Below are 20,570 nucleotides of genomic sequence, written 5' to 3' on the forward strand. Positions count from 1 at the left end.
TTTATTACTTCGTAACGTTTTAAAAAAAAGCATCTGATAACTTATTTATCAGACGCTTTTTTTGTTTATGATAACAAGCTTACTCACTAGGATCCGCACCCGGTGGAAATTCATGGCGTAATTGGGCAACGTTAGCCGCAGTGACCGTATCCGTAAATTTATTCAGATCGCTATGCACGTATTGAGTCACAGCCGCTATTTGCTCATCATTCATCATACTATGAAAGGATGGCATACCGCGCAAACCATTCATCACAACGCTAATGATATAGTATTTTGATTGCATCTTACTATTATTGGCTAGCGGCGGATAGTAGCCTGCCCCTTGCGCACCTTCGCCTTTTTGCATATGACAACCCGCGCAGGAGTCCTCATAAAGCTTTTTACCATTCATCGTAAAAAAGCCTGTTTTACCTTGTGAGCTACCTTCAAATTTTGCGAGCCATTTTTGTAAGTTGGCATCATTCTGCATCTTTGGTATCGAGCTAACATTGACGATATTCATAGGCGGGCGGGCAAGCGCTGCTTTCGACATATACACCCCACCCCATGCGCCATTATTACGGCTAGCCTGATTGTCAAATATCACTGGTGCTGATTGTTGACTGGCAATAGTAGTCGCCTTTTCTTTAGTATACGAACTACAGGCTGACAAGGTAGCTGCACCTCCGATAACTAAGATGATTGCCGTTCTACACAACTTGAGCGGACGAGATGGTTCAATTGGGTGTAATCTCATCATATCCATGACTGCTCCTAAGTTCATTATAGTCATCCTTGCTTAATCGTTACCCTTATTAGCCGAGATTTTTTGCTTTTTGATGTAACCGCTTAGCTGTATCCATACCGGATAATATTGCGCCTTCCTGCCAAGCTGGAATGTGTGAGCAATGCTCCCCTGCCAGCACGATTCGATGATCAATACTGCAAAGCGTATCGTAATACTGCTCACGGCTAGATTCACTCCAAAGCCCATAGCAACCGAGCGACCATGGGATACGATGCCACGCGACCGAAGTACCTGAGCGGAACTCTTTGGTATATTGTGGATGTATGTATTTACCATACTCTAATGCCGCATTAATTCGTTCTTTTGGTGTTAGAGAATTAAACTTATAGGAAGCTTCTCCAAACCCATAAGCTCCCAGTAGTACGCCTGAACCAGTAGTAAACAAGTCTTGTGAAGGATAAGATATTTGTGAGATAGGCATATCAGTATAAGTGATACCGCCATATATCCATTCATCCTCCTCCCAAAAGCGGCGCTTAAATTCTAAACCTACTTTATAAGAGCTGTCATAAGGGACGGCTGCCATCGCTTGCTTCATTGGTGCTGAGACATTGATATCAATTTGGGTTAATACTGATAATGGAATATTACAAATACACCAATCTGCACGTACAGTTTTGGTTTCACTATCGATGTTATTACTATCGACATAATCAACGGTTACACCAGTCTCGTCTTGATAAACCTTGGTGACTTTGGCATTGAACATAATCATATCGCGGCATTCACGCGTGAACGCATCACCGATTTTGCCCATACCGCCAACGGGCTGAAACATCGCTGGTTGATGCACATAAACGGTATAGTTGGCATAGATATCTGACCACATTCCCGAATTTAATAATTTGTCCATTGGTATCGGAGTCGAGGGCTTGGCATCGGGCATCAACCCGCCACCTGGATAAACGCTATAACCGCGATGCTTGCTAGTTTCATGGCTTTTGACATAGCGATAATTATTATCAAGAACGCCCCAACCTTTTAAACCTTCTAACAGTTTTTCTTTGTCTTCTTTATTAACGGTATTATCAAGGCCACCAGTATTAACCGCTTTGGATAACAACTCTGAGACATAACCGCGAATGTCACTTTGCACCTCCCCTAAACGCTGCGGCGCGCCATTAAAATGATTGGTACGATGCAAATAAGCACGGTCATTGGTTTGAATAAAAGGCTGTAATGCGACTCCGAACTTTTTACAATAATGGAATACGGCATAATGATGTACAGGCAATCGCCACGGGCCGCCATTAAAATAATTGCCTTTTTTAAAGTCGCAAGTGACCTCAGCTCCACCCAGCTCTGTATATTTGTCACCGCTGTTTAATGTCCAACTGCGTCCACCACCGCGATTTTGGTACTCAAGAACCGTCACTTTATAGCCCGCTTTACGTAACTCATAAGCCGCAGTGAGACCACCCAAGCCTGCCCCAAGGATAACGATACTTGCTCCAGCAGGCGCGCCCTTGAGATTCATTTCTTGCTTAAAGCTAGATTCAGACGCAAAGCCCAGCGTGGTCATCGCCTGATACATGGCTGTTGCTCCAGCAGTTTTGCCAATCATTGACAGCAGTTGCCGCCGTGTGGGTGATTGAAGCATATCGTTCATTATATTGTCCTTGTAATAAAGCAGGCGTGCATAGCATTAGATACTGATAAGCGTTTTTGTGATCTGTCTTGATGCTTACACTTACTTCAGTATGCGTTTAACATCAGTGGCGCTAACATCGCTGTTTGGCAGTCCACCGAAACTAACTCGCACATAATTGGCGATACTGGCAATTTGAGCATGAGTTAATTCTTTTGAAAAACCTGGCATCTTCGGCGCTGTATTTAGTGCGCCTTTAGCGCCATATGCAATGACATTAATCAGCGCATCTGGCTTAGCACGGCGAATGCTGGTTAGTCCTACGATAGAGGCATAACGTGCATCAGGCTGGGCGTAACCATCGACACCATGACAACTGGCGCAAACAGCAAGATACAATGCTTTTGACGAGCTGCTATTAGCGTTGATACTGGTATTGGCTTTTGCTTGCGCTAAATAGTCTTTTTGCTCAAGTAAGTTGTAAGTAATAGAGTCACTGGCTGGACGTGGCAAACGTGAGACATACACTGGTATTAAGTAATCCTCAGTCTTGATGGCCGGTATTACCTTTAGATAATCGGCGATTGCTATCAAGTCTTCATCGGTTAAATAGCGAGTACTGTGCGCGACTGCCTCACCCATTGGCCCACCAGCATACGCACGTTTATCAAGCTTTCCAGTACGTAAATAAATACTAATGTCTTGCTCACTCCAGCGACCAATCCCGCTATCGTTGTCAGGCGTAATGTTTGGTGCATACCATTTACCAAGCAGCGCACCAGATAAATACTTGTCTTTATTAAGACCCTGAGTAAGGTTGCGTGGTGTATGACATGTGCCACAGTGCTCTAAATTATTGACTAGATATTCACCACGTTGCTGCGTTTGGGTAAGACCTTGACGGTTTTCAGTAGAAGGTACGTTGATGACGTTCCAAGCTAACATCAAACTGCGAATATTTAATGGAAATGGTAATTTAGTGGTTTTTTCAGGTGGTTTATCAACGACTGGTACAGTTTGAAAATAAGCAAATAATGCACTGATATCGTCATCAGTCATCCCATGATAGGACGGATATGGCATGGCAGGATAAAGCTGGTAACCCGGTGCACGTCCCTTGCGCAGAGCTTTTGTAAAATCAGCTTCGGTATAATTGCCAATGCCATAACGTTTAGAAGGTGTGATGTTGGTCGAATAAATATTGCCGATAGGCGTTTCAATCGCTACGCCGCCACTATAGTCTTCACGATGACAAGCCATACAGTCAGCGGTACGCGCAACATAAGCACCGCGATTAGCGAGAGGACTATTTGCTGGGCTAACATTGGGTAAAGTTGCACTAGGAATAGGAAGGCTTATCTCTTTAGCCATCAAAGTGCTAGAGGCCATACTAAATGCAAGTGCTGACAACAGCACAGAAAACGGCTTCATAATAAACATCCTTGTATGTCACCTATATAATGTTTAGCAAATAACGTTGAGGCAACTCTACTAAAATAAAACTATTTCACTGAAATTGCTTGCTTAATTATCTATCAAGCACGTTTTTTTACAAAGACTCAGGAATAAAACATCTGAAGGAATAGCTGCATTTTAAGCCGTTTTTAATAGCTATCACCTCTAATATTTAGTCGAATTCTAGTAATAGCCAGCAATAAAAAAGCGTCCAATAATATTACTGGACGCTTTTTTGTTGAGCTTTTTATTGATTACTATTGTTAGTTATTACCTAAGTAAGATTAATTATGACAAACTTATTCGCTTGGATCATAACCTGGAGGGTTGGCATGCCTTAGCTGTGCCACATCTTTAGCAGTAACGGTCTGCTTAAAACCATTTAGATCATTGACCACATATTGAGTAACAGCTGCCATTTGCTCATCGTTCATCATCATATGGAATGACGGCATTCCGCGAAAGCCATTAATCAATATGTCAATAATGTAATATTTCGACTGCATTTTACTGTTATCTGCTAGCGGTGGGTAATAGCCCGCCCCATAAGCGCCCTGACCTTCATGCATATGACAGCCTGCACAAGAGTCGTGGTATAGCTTGGCGCCATTGGTAGTAATAAAGGCATTTGAACCTTCAAACTTGGTTTCCCACTCTGCAATACTTGGATCGTTTTCCATGCTCGGCAGTGAGCTGTCATCAACGATGTTGATATTGGGCGCTCTTAATTCATCACGAGTCATATACACGCCGCCCCAAGCCCCAGTATTACGACTGGCTTGATTATCAGCCGGTTGCACAGTGTCTTGTTTACTAGCCAGTGTCTCTACATCATCTGCTTGTTGGCTACAGCCTAATAATACTGCAGTGCTTATCCCACTAAGCAACATCATATTGAGCATTCTGGATGTCATGTTTTTTATGCTTATATTGTCCATGATAGCCTCTGAATTTATTATAGTTATCAACATTAACCAAGCATTTTTGCTTTTTGGTGTAAGCGATTGGCTGCATCAATGCCAGATAGAATAGCGCCCTCCTGCCATGCAGGAATGTGTGAGCAGTGCTCACCTGCCAGTACAATACGGTTGTCAATACTACACAACTGATCATAATACTGCTCACGGCTTGACTCACTCCAGATACCATAACAACCTAATGTCCATGGGATACGGTGCCACACCACTGACGTTCCTGCGCGGAACTCTTTTGGATACTGTGGATGAATGTATTTACCATAAGCAAGTGCAACATTGATACGCTCTTTTGGGGTTAGCGTGTTGAACTTATAAGAAGTTGGGCCAAAGCCATATGCGCCTAGTAACACCCCTGTTCCCGTTTTAAACATGTCTTCTGAAGGGTAAGCGATTTGCGTGATAGGCATATCAGTATAGGTCAAGCCGCCAAAGATCCACTCGTCTTCTTCCCAAAAACGGCGGTTGAACTCTAGGCCAACTTTATAAGAGGTGTCATAAGGTACGGCAGCCATTGCCTTTTTCATAGGCTTTGAGACGTTGATATCAATTTGAGTCAATACGGTCAACGGAATATTACAAACACACCAATCAGCACGTATAGTCTTGGTTGCCCCATCTGGACTGTTACTATCGACATAATTGACAGTGACGCCACTTTCATCTTGATGAATCTTGGTGACTTTGGCATTAAACTCAATCATATCGCGGCACTCGCGGGTGAAAGCATCGCCGATTTTACCCATACCGCCTACTGGCTGGAACATCGTTGGTTGATGGCCATAAGTCATATGATTGCTATAGATATCTGACCACATGCCAGAATCTAATATCTCACTGATAGGTAGAGGCTTTGAGGGTTTTTCGTTTGGCATCAAACCACCACCAGGGAAAACGCTAAAACCGCGGTGCTTGGTAGTCTCATTACTGGCTCTATAGCGATAGTCTTTGTCTAGCACACCCCAGCCTTTTAGGCCTTCAAGTAACTTCTCTTTATCCTCAGTATTCACCGAACGATCAAGACCTCCGACGTTAACGGCCTTTGATAGCAGCTCGGCTACGTTACCTTGTATATCGTTTTTTACATCGCCTAAGCGCTGCGGCACACCGCCAAAGTGAGTAGAGCGATGCAAATAAGCACGGTCATTGGTTTGAACAAAGGGTTGCATCTCAACGCCAAACTTTTTGCAATAGTGAAATACTGCATAATGGTGACTTGGCAAACGCCATGGTCCGCCGTTAAAGTAGTTACCTTCTTCAAAATCACAGGTAACCTCTTCACCACCAAGCTCAGTATATTTATCGCCGCTATTAAGCGTCCAGCTGCGTCCACCACCACGGTTTTGGAACTCGAGTACCTTGACATCATAACCTGCTTTACGCAACTCATAGGCAGCAGTAAGGCCGCCAAGACCTGCACCAAGGATGACGATGCTAGCACCGGGAGGCGCACCTTGAAGATCCATAGATTCTTTAAAACTAGATTCAGAAGCGAATCCTAAAGTGGTCATTGCTTGATACATCGCAGTTGCGCCCGCTGTTTTACCGATCATCGAGAGCAGTTGGCGCCGCGTTGGTGATTGAGGCATGTCATTCATAATAATGTCCTTAAGTAGACTGTCGTGCGTGACGGTGTAGCAGTAGGCACTTCTCTTATTATTAGTTTGGCTTATACGCTCTGTATCTTATGCCAAGCTCTATTCCTCTGCCGTCTTGCACTTAATCTATGTCTTGTAATAAGCGTCTCATACGCATTTATAAGATTACTTGCTTGGTTGTCTGAACAAATCAATTCCAATTATCTGTGGCGTCTAGAACGTATAATCGTTCGAATAATAAATATAATAACGACGATAGCTACGATGATGCCTATTATCGCAAGCAAGCCTGCATACTTAATTAAAAAAGGTTGCTCAGGTTCTGATGCTATTACTTTATCGACATCAGCGGCACTTACATTACTGCTAGCAAGACTGCCAAAGTTCACGCGTACATAATTGGTAATACCAGCAATTTGCTGACTGCTTAACTCTTCTGAAAATCCAGGCATTTTAGGACTGGTATTGGTTGCGCCATTAATACCATGAAGAATAACGTTGATTAGACCATCTGGATTATTACGTCGGATACTACTTAGACCGACAATAGGTGCATAACGGGCATCGGGCTGACCATAACCATCGACCCCATGACAGCTACCACAAGCAGCAAGGTATAACGCTTCGGGCGAATTACTACCGCCACTAACATCCGCTTTAGCCTGTGCCAAATAATCTTTTTGAGCAAGAAGATCATGAGTGATTGATTCATTAATCGGGGTTGGTAAACGTGATGCATCGACCGGATGAATTTTATCATCTGTTCGGACAGCGGGTACGGCTTTAAGATAAGAGGCAATTGCATTCAAATCTGCATCTTTTAGATAGCGAGTGCTGTGCGCAACCACTTCACCCATCGGACCGCCAGCAAAGACCCGTTGATCCAGCTCACCTGTACGCAAATAGGTGATGATATCTTGCTCACTCCAATTACCTATCCCACTCGATTTATCAGGGGTGATATTTGGTGCGTACCAAGTGCCAAGTTGTGCACCTGACAGATAATTATCTTTATCAAAACCCATGGTACTGTTACGCGGCGTATGACAAGTGCCACAATGAGCAAGGTTATTTACTAAGTACTCGCCGCGTTGCTGCGTTTGCGTTAGCCCCTCACGATTTTCTGTAGAAGGTATGTTAATCGCGTTCCAACCTAACATTAAGGTACGAAAGTTAAACGGAAAAGGTAAATCTGTTTTGTACTCAGGAGCTTCATCAACGACTGGTACGGTCTGCAGATAAGCAAATAACGCACTGACATCTTCATCTTTCATGCCGTTATAAGATGGATATGGCATGGCAGGATAAATCATGTGGTCGGGAGCACGGCCTTGCTGGAGCGCTTTTTTTAGATCCGCTTCGGTATAGTTGCCGATACCATAGCGTTTTGACGGGGTAATATTGGTCGCGTAAATATCACCCATTGGAGTTTCAATTGCGACACCCCCCGTATAGTCCTCGCCATGGCAAGCCATACAGTCAGCAGCACGTGCAATATAAGCACCGCGGTTGACTAAATCGCTATTGGCAGGGCTTACATTAGGCAAGCTTGCACTTGGAGTGTTAACTCCTTCAGCCATCACGGTGCTGGAAGTGAAACCAATAATAAGCATCGATAACATTATAGAAAGTGGCTTCATAATATCCTCATATAGCTGGCATATAGTGGCTGGAAAAATTAAGGCTGCTTAATAAAAAAGAAGTAGAAAAAGGTAGTCAACAGTTTTCAAAACTAACAGTCCGGTTCTATTCTGCCTTATTATTGTGATTAGTCCTCTATAGACTTTCAGTGTTGGTATTGGTGTTGGTTACTCGTTTATGAATAGATATTTCCATTAATTATTACACTTATATGTCAAGTAATTTATATTTACCCTCTTAAGGTAAAACTATTTCGCTATTATTGCTTAAATATTAACCTATTTAACTCATTTTTTTACAAAAATTAAAATTTACCATTGACACATCAACTGTGACAAAATTTTCAAAATAATTAATCATATAATATTTAATAAATATATAATAAAGCCTTTAAAAACATCTACTAAGCTTAAATATAGTTCATTATTTTATTAAAACGATATTTAATAGTTGCATGAAAACTCACTACTTTATTCGCTTAGGCTAATTTATACAGATAGTATTGTATACATAACATATACAAATGCTGAGACAGATTTTTTAATGTAAATATATAACTCACAAATAAATAATTTATACAACATAAAAAATCAGCTGTTTTCTGTTGAAGTAAATTTGATGTTTTTGAAAATAAACGACACTAAGCAAAAGTATACTATTGCTTAATAATAGGTTTTGGTTATTATGTAAGCTATTTGAGTACTACAAAAGGTATGCTGAGAATTACTATGAAATCGTTCAATTTTTCCTGCGTGCTTTTAATCATGACGCTACTTACTGGCTGCCAAGCCATTCAGTTTTTTGATAGTCCTATTCCTGTCACCTCTAACCCTAACTTAGTCAATGTTAATTCGGTTGATAATCCGTTCAATCAATAGCAATCAATATAAACAGCGCCCATTAAAAAAGCAGACATCAATATTGACGTCTGCTTTTTTATCATTATTTAATATTCGCTACTTTATAAGTAATGAGTATTAATTTACTATATTTTAATCACTTAACATGCTGGCTGATGCTTAATTATGGTCTTTGCCAAATGATCACCAAACCAAATAGCAGTATCAATATCACCTTTGCCTGGAGTTTCCTCAGGTGGTCCATCAAGCGACTGAGTCATCAAACCTAAGAAGCTTGATAATCGGTTTAAATCATTTTCACCATGACCTGTCGGCATAAGTGGTAGCCCAATCCAGTTCATGCCATGCTGCATAGCATATAATGAAATCTGCTGTAATACTGCCAATTTGTCACCGCTTAGACCACCTGAGTTAGCAAAAGCGGCTGCCCACTTACCTTCCCATTTTCGATGATACCAACGCTTGGAGGTCTCATCCATAAAGGTTTTAAATTCAGCCGTGACACTGCCCATATATACCGCACTACCAAAAACGAGCAAATCTGCCTGATCCAAAAAATCCCAGTCAACGTCATGAACATCGACAGCTTTAGCTTGCGCCTCTGGTAATTGTTGGCGTGCACCCTCGACTATCGCTTCAGCTACGCGCTTGGTATGACCATAATTACTATGATAGATAACCGCTATCGATACAGTTGGCAGGTTATCAGTATTGGAAGATTGCAAAGACGGTGCTACAGATGTATTCATACGAACTCTAATAATGGGTAATAAATAATTAATTGAATAGTTAAAAGTTAATACTTTAAAACTTCATGAAGTATGATTAATAACAATTTGAGCGGCGCACGATAATCAGTGCCATTTGGCTCATTGCTGCACTTTGCATTGTTTAGCAGCAGTAAAGGCCACCCTCATGATCTATATGTTGATAAAGCACACTAAATAATATGCGCCAAGCTTCAGTAAATTCAAGCATATCAATATTAGACGCGTCTTGGTTAGCACTTAATTTATTAGCGCACACTTTTTTTATTAGTGCACACTCTAGCGAGATTTGACAGATTATCAACCAATCTTATGTAAGTAATCAATATTAGTCTGCATAAGCTACGAGCCAGCTCCTGCCAATTATAGTAAAAAGCGATGATAACAAACGAGCTGATTCAAATATATGTTATTCCATATTATTATATGCTAATTCTTATTCTTCTAGTGCCTTCCTGTTTACTTTAATGCTAATAAGACTATGATGTAGCGCTGATTCGTTACTCATTGTAGAACTTCAACAAGTTCTATAAATCGACATAGAATCCACACTTCTACATCCAATATTCTAAAAAACTCTTATAAAAATAACATCCGATCAAATGCATCGGAGAAGGAAGCTATTACTTTGAATACTATCACTAGAGTTCAACCGGTAAACGACACAAAAGATCCTGTTGTAAGAGAGAATCTTGCTTTAAATGCACCGCAGAAAGCGTTAATAGCGGGAGGCGCGGTTGCAGGTCTACTGTTGCTTATTCATTTACTTGATACCCAACACATATCCCAATCATTGCTCCTTGGCATTGGTCTTTTGCTAGGCTATACCCTTTTTCATGCTCGCTTTGGTTTTACCTCCGCGTTCAGACGTATGATGGCGGTAGGCAATGGGCAGGCAATGCGCTCCCATATGCTGATGTTGGCGGTCGCTGTGACGTTATTTGCGCCAATACTTGCCTATGGCACCACCATTTTTGGTGGGCCAGTCGCAGGCTATGTCGCACCGTTAGGCGTTAGCTTGGTAGTGGGAGCTTTTGTATTCGGCATTGGCATGCAACTTGGTGGCGGCTGTGCTTCTGGCACGCTCTACGCGATAGGAGGTGGACGTTCTGTCATGTTCATAACTTTTATCTTCTTCATAGTCGGAGCCACGATTGGCGCTTATCATCTTCCATTTTGGACAGAAGAGATGCCAGCTTATGCACCCTATTCGTTAGCCACTTCTACAGGCCTCGGTTATACAGGCGCGTGGCTAGTATCGCTTGCACTATTCGGTTTAATCGCATGGGTAACGTTAATCATTGAGAGAAAAAGAAACGCACCAAAGATGGCACCCGTGCCTTCTGAATCTGGTTGGAAACGGATTTTTCGAGGCTCTTGGCCACTGTTTGCGGCGGCAATTATTCTAGCCCTACTTAATGCATTGACCTTACTAACGCGTGGTCAGCCTTGGGGCATTACTTCAGCCTTTACATTATGGGGTTCTAAAATTGCTAGCGGTTTGGGCGTTGATGTTGCCAGCTGGGGCTATTGGCAAGGGGCTAATGCTGCCGCTCTTGATGCTTCTATTTTTGCAGATTCAACGACTGTACTAAATATCGGTATCATCATTGGCGCATTTATTGCTTCGGCAGCGGGTGGTTTGTTCAAATTTACCCAGATCACTGCAGGTAATTTTGCTGCTTCTGTGATTGGTGGACTGATGATGGGATACGGTGCGCGTCTTGCATTTGGCTGTAATATCGGTGCTTACTTCGGTGGTATCGCTTCTTTTAGTTTGCACGGTTATATCTGGGGCATACTCGCAATGGCAGGGACTTTCTTAGCATTATACTTGCGTCCGCTATTTGGACTGTCAGTACCGAAGTCCAATGATTCTGTGTGCTAATAATAAGTAATCAGATTGAATCGACAATAAAAAATAGCAGGTTTTAGGCTGCTATTTTTTATTTCTATATACCCCAATATTTTTTTCAAGCATTGTACCTAAATGGCTAAACTGCGCACGACAATCAATGCCATTCGCCCTGTAGCTGGCTGCTGCAAATGCGTCTGCCGCCGATAAGAATAATAACGAGGATCAGCATAGCTACAGTCAATATCTGAATCGTTAGAAACACGGATACCTAACGTTTCTAATTGATAGGCAGCAAGCTTCGTTAAATCTAGCTTTATCTTATCGCTGCCATCAGTAGAATTGGCTGGTATAGAAAATAGCGCGGCAAAATTATCCAGATGCTCGGTTGATAATGAGTTACTTTCTATACAACCTGCTAATAACTTATCTCGAACTTGGCTACCTACTTCATAGTGCGCTTGGCTAATACTAACGCCAATCCAAGCTATAATCTGCCCTGCCGACTCAAAACGCTCAGCAGTAGTCTTAATAATGCCACACGCCAGCCCTTGCCAGCCAGCATGAATAGCTGCTATCTGTCCACTTGCTGGTTGATATAAGACAATAGGTACGCAATCTGCGGTCATGATAGCTAGACCCAGTTCAGCTTGCTGACTGATTAGCGCATCAGCATCTACCGGACGCATACTCAGCGGACTGACATCAACATCATGAATCTGCTTGCCATGAACCTGATTGACCCAGTGTAAGCGTTTGATAGAGGCACGCTGCTGCGTTGCTAATTGCTGGTTGATAGCAGCTAATAGACGCATACGATTATCTAATACTTGTGCAGGGTTATCAGCGACATGCAATCCAAGGTTCAACTCACCATAGCTTGCTTGCTCTGTTTGCAGCATTTTTTGAGATTTCTGATTATACGTCTCAGACTCTGTACTTTTAAAATCAGCACCTTCAAGACCTGGATTTTTAAAATCAGTATCCTCAAAATCAGCCGTTTGCAAGGCTGCTGTCTGAAACACAGTCACATCATCAAGCTGTGCCAGCATCGTCAGGGGAAGTTTGTCTGTCATATCTTATTCGTCATCATAGCCATCACTTAACACTGCCATCAACTTCTGCATATCTTCAGGAATAGGTGTCGTCACTTCGATGTCCTCACCCGTCGTCGGATGAACAAAGCCTAGGGTATAGGCATGTAATGCTTGACGCGGAAAATTACTAATCGCATTGCGCTGAGCCTCTGTCAAGCCTGCTCGTAATTGACGACGACCACCATAGACGCGATCACCCACAATTGGATAGGTAATATGACTTAAGTGCACACGAATCTGATGGGTACGTCCAGTCTCAAGCCCTACATCTAATAGACAATAATTATCATTAAGGGCAGTGACGTTTAACAAATGCGTGACCGCTTCACGCCCAGCTGTCATAACAGTCATCTTGGTACGCTGATTACGATGACGGCCAATCGGTGCATCAATACGACGATGGCGCATCAGGCTTGCTTGATCGCCAGCTACTACACACTGATAATGACGATAAACAGATTTGTCTTTCAACTGTTCCATTAAAGCCATTTGAGCGGGTTTGGTTTTGCCAATAAGCAATAACCCAGAAGTATCTTTATCAATACGATGTACCAGACCTGCACGCGGCAAATGATGCTGCTGCGGATAGTGATACAGTAGCGCGTTGACCAAAGTGCCGGTCTGATTACCAGCGCCAGGATGCACCACCATACCCACAGGCTTATTGATGACCAATACGGCGTCATCTTCATAAACCACTTCAATATCGATATTTTCTGGCTGATCTTCGCTGTGCTGCTGCAGTGTCGTCGAGAGATGTATAACGTCTCCCGCTTTGACGCGTTGCTTAGGCTTTTGCACGCTGCCATTATATAACAAGCTGCCGTCGCTAACCCAGCCCTGGAGCTGCGCACGCGAGAAGTCAGTGAAAACTTGTGAAGCAAGCTTGTCTATACGTAAACCCGCTTCATTTTCAGTAACGGTATAGGTCATATCAATAACTTGCGGTATAGCTTGTCCAGCTATAGAATTATCGTCACCTTGCTCTTCATCATGACTTTCATCATCGTCGTCATCGATTTCTTCATAATCTAGAGCCGACTCATCGTCAAGCAAATTTTCATCAATTAAATCATTGTCAAGTAAGTCGCCATCGTTTAACAATTCATCCTGTACGGATGGTTGTTGCGCTGATAGTTCAGTATCAGGTATCTGTTTCGGTGTTATATTTGTGGTCATAGCATTATTATTCGTAGCAGATTTATAGGTGACAATTTCCATAAATGAAAAAGTCATAAGGAGTAACTTTATAAAGCTATAAAGCCGCAATTCATAGGGTATTAAAATTAGAACCCTAAAAAATCACAATAAAAAGTCGGTTAAATATCGCTATAGTGTAACATGCCAAGAGCCTTTAGCCCTACAGTTGCGAGTACTTATCTATCATCTTCTATCGAGACATATGCCACTAGACGTTCTAACATATAACTCTCTATAATATAACGTTGCCGTAATTTACTGTATATTCGGGAATAATAGCAATATTTGTCGTCGCCCATCAAAGTCGCTCATGCTAAACTATTCAAAATTTATCATATGACGCTTTACTGATAAGCATAGCCATCAAACTTTGCAACAATAAAAAGGATAACTGTCTATAAATATAGTGCTGATTAATTGTAATTTGACTACAAAATAGCGCACGAAAAAATAGACGAAGGAAACGTTATTCTATAAAGTAATCGTGGTTTTGCTGTATGCTATGCCGCAGCTATGTTCAATTATGAGCAGTTATTTACTTGATACCTTGCTGTTTTATACCTTTGTTGTTTTGCACGTTGTTATCTTATAGCTTGATAGTCAGCTTTTTATCATTAACTTTGTTCTTAGTATGATAGCGCCACCGCTATTATGCGCCTTGTGTCGGAGAAGAAGTATGCGCCCTATTGGCAACACATTTATCAAAATCTCATCAATAACCTTGCTTGCCATAAGTGTAAACTTGGTAGGCTGTCAGACTTTTAAAAACCTGACTAGTAAAGACAGCGATGCGGTCGAAACTGCTGAAAAGTCAGAGCAAGGTTACTATAGTGATGCTATTGCTCAAATCGATAAGGGACGCTATATACAGGCTATCGAAGACCTGACTAATTTACGTACTTTTTATCCTACAGGGCAATATGCTGAGCAAGCACTGCTTGACACAATGTATGCTCAATATGCAAGTGGCAGCTTTGAAACAGCAGCGGCAAGTGCTGATCGATTTATTAGCCTCTACCCTGCTAACCCGCAAGTCAGTTACGCATATTACGTACGCGGTGTGGCCAATATGCAAGGCTCATCTGAAGGTATTAAACTGTTTAAGCTTAATCAGTCTGAACGTGATACTGCCTATTTTCGTATCGCCTTTGCTAACTTCCAAGAGCTTATCAATAAATACCCCAACAGTCCTTATGCGCCCGATGCAGCGCAACGTATGACTTTTATCTATAATCAATTTGCTCATAGTGAGTTGACCGCTGCTAACTGGTATATCGAACGTAAAGCGCATGTAGCCGCTGTAAATCGTGCCAAATGGGTATTCCAGTATTATCCACTGAGCGAAGCCGTACCAGAAGCGATCGCTATCCTTGCTTACAGCCATCAGCAGTTAGGATTGACGGACTTAGCGAAAGAATATAAAACCCTACTCCAGATCAACTATCCAGAATGGCTTACTAGCGATGGGCGTGTCAGGTTGTCTACCAAGGCTGACCGTTCATGGTTGAATAAACTAACCTTTGGACAGCTTGGTCGTGCCAGCTTAAAAGATACACCGCTTAGCAATGGTGAATATACTGGAGCAACCAAAACTCAAATAGTTCGAGCGGCTACTCAGCTTAGATTGCCAGCTACTAATGCTGCTTCTCCAGTTGCTAGTGGTGCGCCAACTCGTCGCAATACTGGTGTTAATATAGGTTTGGGTTTACCTGAAAATGTGACTGAGCAAGTATCTAGTCAAGGTAGTCCAAGTGCTGCGGCAACAGAAGCCACCGTGAATCCACAAAACATGAATCCAACTCGCAGTACTATGTCACCTACTGATGATACTGTAGATATGGACGATGACAATTAAATTATCTAGGTAATTGTTATACCTTTAAAATAGACTACAACTTACGATAAACCATAGGGCCAACTGTATAGTTGGCCTTATTTTCCTATTGATTTTTTACAAATTCTGCATCTTATATAATGATAGATGAAACGCTAATATTTTGAATTTAGTTATCTATTCATTGCTTAGGCTATTTTATTATTGCTTTAAATCCTTATCACTTCTCTCAGCTTTGCTATGGATTTGATTTAACGGTTTAGAATAATACAAAAATAAAAGTGCTAAAATAACGCTTGTCTTATCCTATGGTAAATTATTTTTTCTCATGAGCATTCCTAATCATATTCTTGAACAACTGAACAGCCAAGCTGACTTGATTAGTATTATTGGTCGTCATACGACGCTTAAACGTGCAGGTAGTGAATATAAAGGATGTTGTCCGTTTCATGGTGAAAAGTCACCTTCGTTTTATGTTAATCCACAAAAGAACATTTACCACTGTTTTGGCTGTAGTGTCGGTGGCAATGCCATTAGCTTTTTACGCGACTATGAAAGTCTAACTTTTATTGAAGCGGTGAATGAGTTATCAAAGCAAACTGGCATCGAAGTGCCAAAAGATGACCAGCAAAATGTCAGCTATCAGCGCAACAAACCTAATAGTAAGCCAACAGCCAAGCCAGCATCTAGACCAAATGCCAGGTCAATACAGCAAACACCCTCTACTTCATCACCTACCTCATCGGATACACAATCAACAGCGCTATCTAATGGGCAGTCGTCAGCTGATATCCCGTCTATTTCTTCTGACTCATATGAGTATCAGCAGACTAACGACTATGCAAGTCCGCCCAATTATGACGATGCAAGCTATAGTAGCTCGCTCACAGACAGTCCCTATGATGGCACAAGTTATGACAGTTCAGAGTACAGTAGTTCAAAATACGAGGACTACCCGCCTACATGGCCTGCGGATGGTTCAGCATCATTTGATTCCGTAGCATTCCATCCAGTAGATCTGAATGATAATAATGTAAGCGACCAAGACGGTAATCTGTATGAATTACTGGAGCAGATTCAAAAGTTTTATCAGCACAATCTAACCACGCACCCTCATGCCAAACATTATTTTATGACGCGCGGTATTACTGAAGATATCTTTGAGACCTTCGGGCTTGGTTACGCGCCGTTTGGTTGGCAACATCTTGAGCATCAGTTCCCGCAAGACATTGAGGGACTAAAAGCCTTAGGTCTGGTACGCCAATCAGAGTCAGGACGTGATTATGACTTGCTCCGTGATCGAGTCATCTTTCCAATCCGAGACAATCAAGGACGCACTATTGGTTTTGGCGGTCGAGCGTTAGATGATGAAGTTAAGCCCAAATATATTAACTCTTCAGACTCGCCCGTCTTTCATAAGCAGCATGTACTGTATGGCTATTATGAATCAAGACAACAGCGTGCAGACCGCTGGCTAGTGGTCGAAGGCTATATGGATGTGATTGCCCTTTACCAAGCTGGTATTTATGGTGCGGTGGCATCCATGGGCACGGCTATTAATGAAAGCCAAATCTCGCGTCTATTGACCCTTAATCCCACTCTAACATTGAGTTTTGATGGAGATAGCGCTGGGCAAAAAGCCGCTTGGCGCACCCTTGAAGTTGCTCTACCTGTCCTAAGCGACGATAAAGAACTGCGATTTCTATCATTGCCTAATAACCATGATCCTGATACGTTTATCAAGGCTAATGGCGCGGAAGCTATGCGTGAGCAAATCATCAATGCTATGCCGCTATCGCAATACATTTTTGCCTATTTAAGTGAGCGTTATGATTTAGCATTGGCAGAAGGTAAAGCCAAGCTCATGTCACAAGTGCGCACTTTGACTACCTCACTACCTAAAGGCAGTAGTTTTCGTTATCTATTAAATAATGACATTTATCAAAAACTGGGTGGCAAACGTAGCCAAAACGTTGAGGCCAAAGACGCGTTGCTAGATTTTGATGGCGATATGACCATCAGCCAGCAGTTGCAGCTATGTTTTTTATTTCAGCCGCGTATATTCCAAGAAGACCCTATCGAGGCGATTTGGCGACAAGCTGGTATTGATAGTTTAGACTTCCCTGCTCATATCAAACAAAAAGCGCCTGCTGATGCTTTTAGATCATTAGCTTGGGAAGACTTGCAAGATGCCGCATTACTCGATGTGGTCAATACCATTAAGCGTTGTTTGGTATATCTACCAACAGATGCCAATGCCGCCGCACACTTTATTATGTCGAATGTACAACCTGTTACTCAAGAGATGTTAAGCCGCAGTTGGGGCGCTTTTTATAAGACACTAACGACTAGAAATATTTTGAGTGTTGATGAGCTGGTCGAAAACTTAGTCATGCAGCTGCTTAAACTTCATATGCAAAAAAAGATGCAGGATCTAATCAAAAATCCAGATCATGTCAGACTTGCCATCGTACGCAAGCAGACACAACTATTAAATGACTGGTTACGTGCGCAGCAAGCAGAACAGTCAGCGCAAATGGCCACTGTTAAATCTTGATTTATTAGCTATTAAGCAGATAGTAGATAGCTAATAAAGAACCAACCCTTTAAAACATTGTACATCGCCCCCATCATTTATGATTATGGCTAGCACACATTTATAATAAGATATAAGTAGCAACTAATTGACTGTACCGTGCTCGATAGCGGTGGTCTGTGTTAAACTATGCGGCTGTGAATATTGACTGTCATTTTAGATACGGTCATATCGCCTTATTTTTTGAGTAGTATTTTTAGTAAGTTTTATTGAGCAATTTTATTGTAGTTTTTTGAGCCTTTATTCATATCAACTCATTTTCGTTATTATTGACATCCCCTACGCCTTTTTGTGATCAATCTATTGATTAGATCCACGCACCCAGCAAGCGATGGCACGTCATATCACGGAAATGTCCGACGCAAGCAAGTGAGTATTTATGAACGATAAGTCAGTTTCTAAGTCCACGTCTCAACTGGCCACCTTAATTCAAATGGGCAAAGAGCAAGGGTATCTTACCTATGCTGAGGTGAATGACCAACTGCCCGACTCCATTACAGAAAGCGATCAGATCGAAGACATTGTCCAGATGCTAACTGACGTCGGTATCAAAATCTTTGAGTCCGCGCCTGATGCTGATGACATCTTGATGAACGATGACTCAAGCGATGACGATATGGCAGCTGACGAAGCAGCGGCAGTATTAGCCTCTGTTGAGACTGAGCCTGGTCGTACTACCGATCCTGTCCGTATGTATATGCGTGAGATGGGTACGGTCGATTTGTTAACGCGTGAGGGCGAAATTGCCATTGCTAAGCGTATCGAAGAAGGTATTCGTGATGTGCAGCATGCCATGGCTTATTGGCCTGGTACAGTACAATTCGTTCTTGATGAATATCAGCGCGTAGTGGATGGTGATAAAAAGCTATCTGACGTCATCACAGGTTTTTTAGACCCTGAAACAGACGAAGATATAGCAGCAGCAAAAGAAGAAAAAGAAAGAGAGAAAGAGAAAATTTTAGTGATGAAGTCAAAAGCTATCGCTAAAGCCGAAAAAGATGACGACGATGATAGCGACGATGTAGATGACGCTGATGCAGATGATGTCGAAGAAGAAACTGGTGGTATCGATCCAGAAGAAGTGCGTCTTCGTCTAGAAGAGATCGAACATCTATTTATTAAAGCCAAACAAGCCTTGCTCGATTATGGTCGTGGCAGTACGCAAGCTGACGAAGCTTATGAGCAACTTGCCAGCCGCTTTATGATGTTGAAGCTTAACAACCGCATGTCAGATCAAGTCATGGCTATCATGCATGACGTCTATGATGACGTACGTAAGCAAGAACGCCAGATTATGCGCTTGGTTATTCGCCGTGGTCGTATGCCGCGTTCTGAATTCCGTAAAACTTTCCCAAGTAATGAAACCAACGTTGATTGGCTCACTGAGCGTCTTAAAGGCAAGCCTGCTTTTTCTGAGACCTTAGAAAAAGTCATTGATGATGTCATTTTATTACAACGTAAAATCCGTGATTACGAGCAAAAGCTCGACATGGAAATCCACGACATGAAAGATGTGGCACGTGGTATGGCGATTGGTGAAGCCAAAGCTCGCCGTGCGAAGAAGGAAATGGTTGAGGCCAACTTACGCTTAGTAATCTCTATTGCTAAAAAATATACTAACCGTGGTTTACAGTTCTTGGATTTGATTCAGGAAGGTAATATCGGTTTAATGAAAGCGGTTGATAAATTTGAATATCGCCGTGGTTATAAGTTCTCGACTTATGCAACATGGTGGATTCGTCAGGCTATCACCCGCTCTATCGCTGACCAAGCACGTACTATTCGTATTCCGGTACACATGATTGAGACCATTAACAAGATAAACCGTGTCTCACGTCAGTTGCTACAAGAGATGGGACGTGAGCCAACGCCTGAGGAATTAGGCGAACGCTTAGAGATGGACGAAGTTAAAGTTCGTAAAGTGCTGAAGATTGCCAAAGAGCCTATCTCAATGGAGACTCCTATCGGTGATGATGAAGATTCGCACTTAGGCGACTTTATTGAAGACTCAACGATTTCAAGTCCTGTTGATGATGCAACATCTGCTGGTCTACGTGAAGCCACTCGTGACGTATTAGGTAACCTAACTGAGCGTGAAGCGCGTGTACTAAAAATGCGTTTCGGTATTGATATGCCAACCGATCATACTTTGGAAGAAGTCGGTAAGCAGTTCGATGTGACTCGTGAGCGTATTCGTCAAATTGAAGCAAAAGCGCTACGTAAGTTACGTCATCCTTCACGTTCTGAGCATTTACGCTCTTTCCTTGAAAACGACTAATTTATATAGGAATTGCTGAACTTATATAAACGTTCTG

Annotated in this window: 13 protein-coding genes; 4 read left to right on the plus strand and 9 right to left on the minus strand. The window is 42.1% G+C overall.

The features are described 5' to 3' along the window. Nucleotides 1–79: 79 nt before the first annotated feature. The 7 genes from AAEY87_RS08490 to AAEY87_RS08520 form a co-directional block, all read right to left on the minus strand. Nucleotides 80–739 carry a c-type cytochrome gene (locus AAEY87_RS08490; protein ID WP_440453677.1) on the minus strand — a complete coding sequence of 220 codons (660 nt, stop codon included), beginning with the start codon at nt 737–739 and terminating at the stop codon, nt 80–82. Between the two features lie 58 nt (nt 740–797). Continuing rightward, entirely contained in the window at nt 798–2,399 is a 1,602-nt protein-coding gene (locus AAEY87_RS08495; RefSeq protein WP_350656803.1) for a flavin monoamine oxidase family protein, read from the minus strand. A gap of 81 nt (nt 2,400–2,480) precedes the next feature. Beyond that, on the minus strand, nt 2,481–3,809 hold the full coding sequence (locus AAEY87_RS08500; RefSeq protein WP_350656804.1) for a cytochrome c: 1,329 nt from the start codon (nt 3,807–3,809) through the stop codon (nt 2,481–2,483). Nucleotides 3,810–4,132: 323 nt separating this feature from the next. Next, nucleotides 4,133–4,747, minus strand: coding sequence for a c-type cytochrome (locus AAEY87_RS08505; protein WP_227514036.1), 615 nt, complete (start codon nt 4,745–4,747; stop codon nt 4,133–4,135). A gap of 56 nt (nt 4,748–4,803) precedes the next feature. Next, a complete protein-coding gene (locus AAEY87_RS08510) occupies nt 4,804–6,405 on the minus strand; it encodes an NAD(P)/FAD-dependent oxidoreductase (protein ID WP_068036012.1) in 1,602 nt (533 codons plus the stop codon). A 200-nt stretch (nt 6,406–6,605) separates the two neighbouring features. Beyond that, the gene (locus tag AAEY87_RS08515; protein ID WP_350656807.1) at nt 6,606–8,045 is read right to left on the minus strand and encodes a c-type cytochrome; all 1,440 of its coding nucleotides are present in this window, start codon (nt 8,043–8,045) and stop codon (nt 6,606–6,608) included. 1,001 nt (nt 8,046–9,046) lie between these two features. Continuing rightward, on the minus strand, nt 9,047–9,655 hold the full coding sequence (locus tag AAEY87_RS08520; protein ID WP_068036016.1) for a flavodoxin family protein: 609 nt from the start codon (nt 9,653–9,655) through the stop codon (nt 9,047–9,049). A 646-nt stretch (nt 9,656–10,301) separates the two neighbouring features. Between AAEY87_RS08520 and AAEY87_RS08525 the strand changes: the two genes are divergently transcribed. Beyond that, nucleotides 10,302–11,561: a YeeE/YedE family protein gene (locus AAEY87_RS08525; protein WP_068327965.1), complete on the plus strand. Its 1,260-nt coding sequence runs from the start codon at nt 10,302–10,304 to the stop codon at nt 11,559–11,561. Nucleotides 11,562–11,659: 98 nt separating this feature from the next. On the opposite strand, the gene pgeF is transcribed toward AAEY87_RS08525, so the two are convergent. After that, on the minus strand, nt 11,660–12,604 hold the full coding sequence (gene pgeF / locus AAEY87_RS08530; RefSeq protein ID WP_350656809.1) for a peptidoglycan editing factor PgeF: 945 nt from the start codon (nt 12,602–12,604) through the stop codon (nt 11,660–11,662). Nucleotides 12,605–12,607: 3 nt separating this feature from the next. Then, entirely contained in the window at nt 12,608–13,861 is a 1,254-nt protein-coding gene (locus tag AAEY87_RS08535) for an RluA family pseudouridine synthase (RefSeq protein WP_502945462.1), read from the minus strand. Nucleotides 13,862–14,501: 640 nt separating this feature from the next. Between AAEY87_RS08535 and AAEY87_RS08540 the strand changes: the two genes are divergently transcribed. The 3 genes from AAEY87_RS08540 (at nt 14,502) to rpoD (ending at nt 20,533) form a co-directional block, all read left to right on the plus strand. Then, nucleotides 14,502–15,680: an outer membrane protein assembly factor BamD gene (locus AAEY87_RS08540; RefSeq protein ID WP_068036023.1), complete on the plus strand. Its 1,179-nt coding sequence runs from the start codon at nt 14,502–14,504 to the stop codon at nt 15,678–15,680. Nucleotides 15,681–15,987: 307 nt separating this feature from the next. After that, nucleotides 15,988–18,216, plus strand: a complete 2,229-nt coding sequence (locus AAEY87_RS08545) for a DNA primase (protein WP_350656811.1) — start codon at nt 15,988–15,990, stop codon at nt 18,214–18,216. 418 nt (nt 18,217–18,634) lie between these two features. Beyond that, nucleotides 18,635–20,533, plus strand: a complete 1,899-nt coding sequence (gene rpoD, locus AAEY87_RS08550) for an RNA polymerase sigma factor RpoD (RefSeq protein WP_350656812.1) — start codon at nt 18,635–18,637, stop codon at nt 20,531–20,533. Nucleotides 20,534–20,570 lie beyond the last annotated feature (37 nt).

Origin of the sequence: Psychrobacter sp. S1-30-MNA-CIBAN-0213, from assembly GCF_040309845.1 — a bacterium.
GTDB lineage: Bacteria > Pseudomonadota > Gammaproteobacteria > Pseudomonadales > Moraxellaceae > Psychrobacter.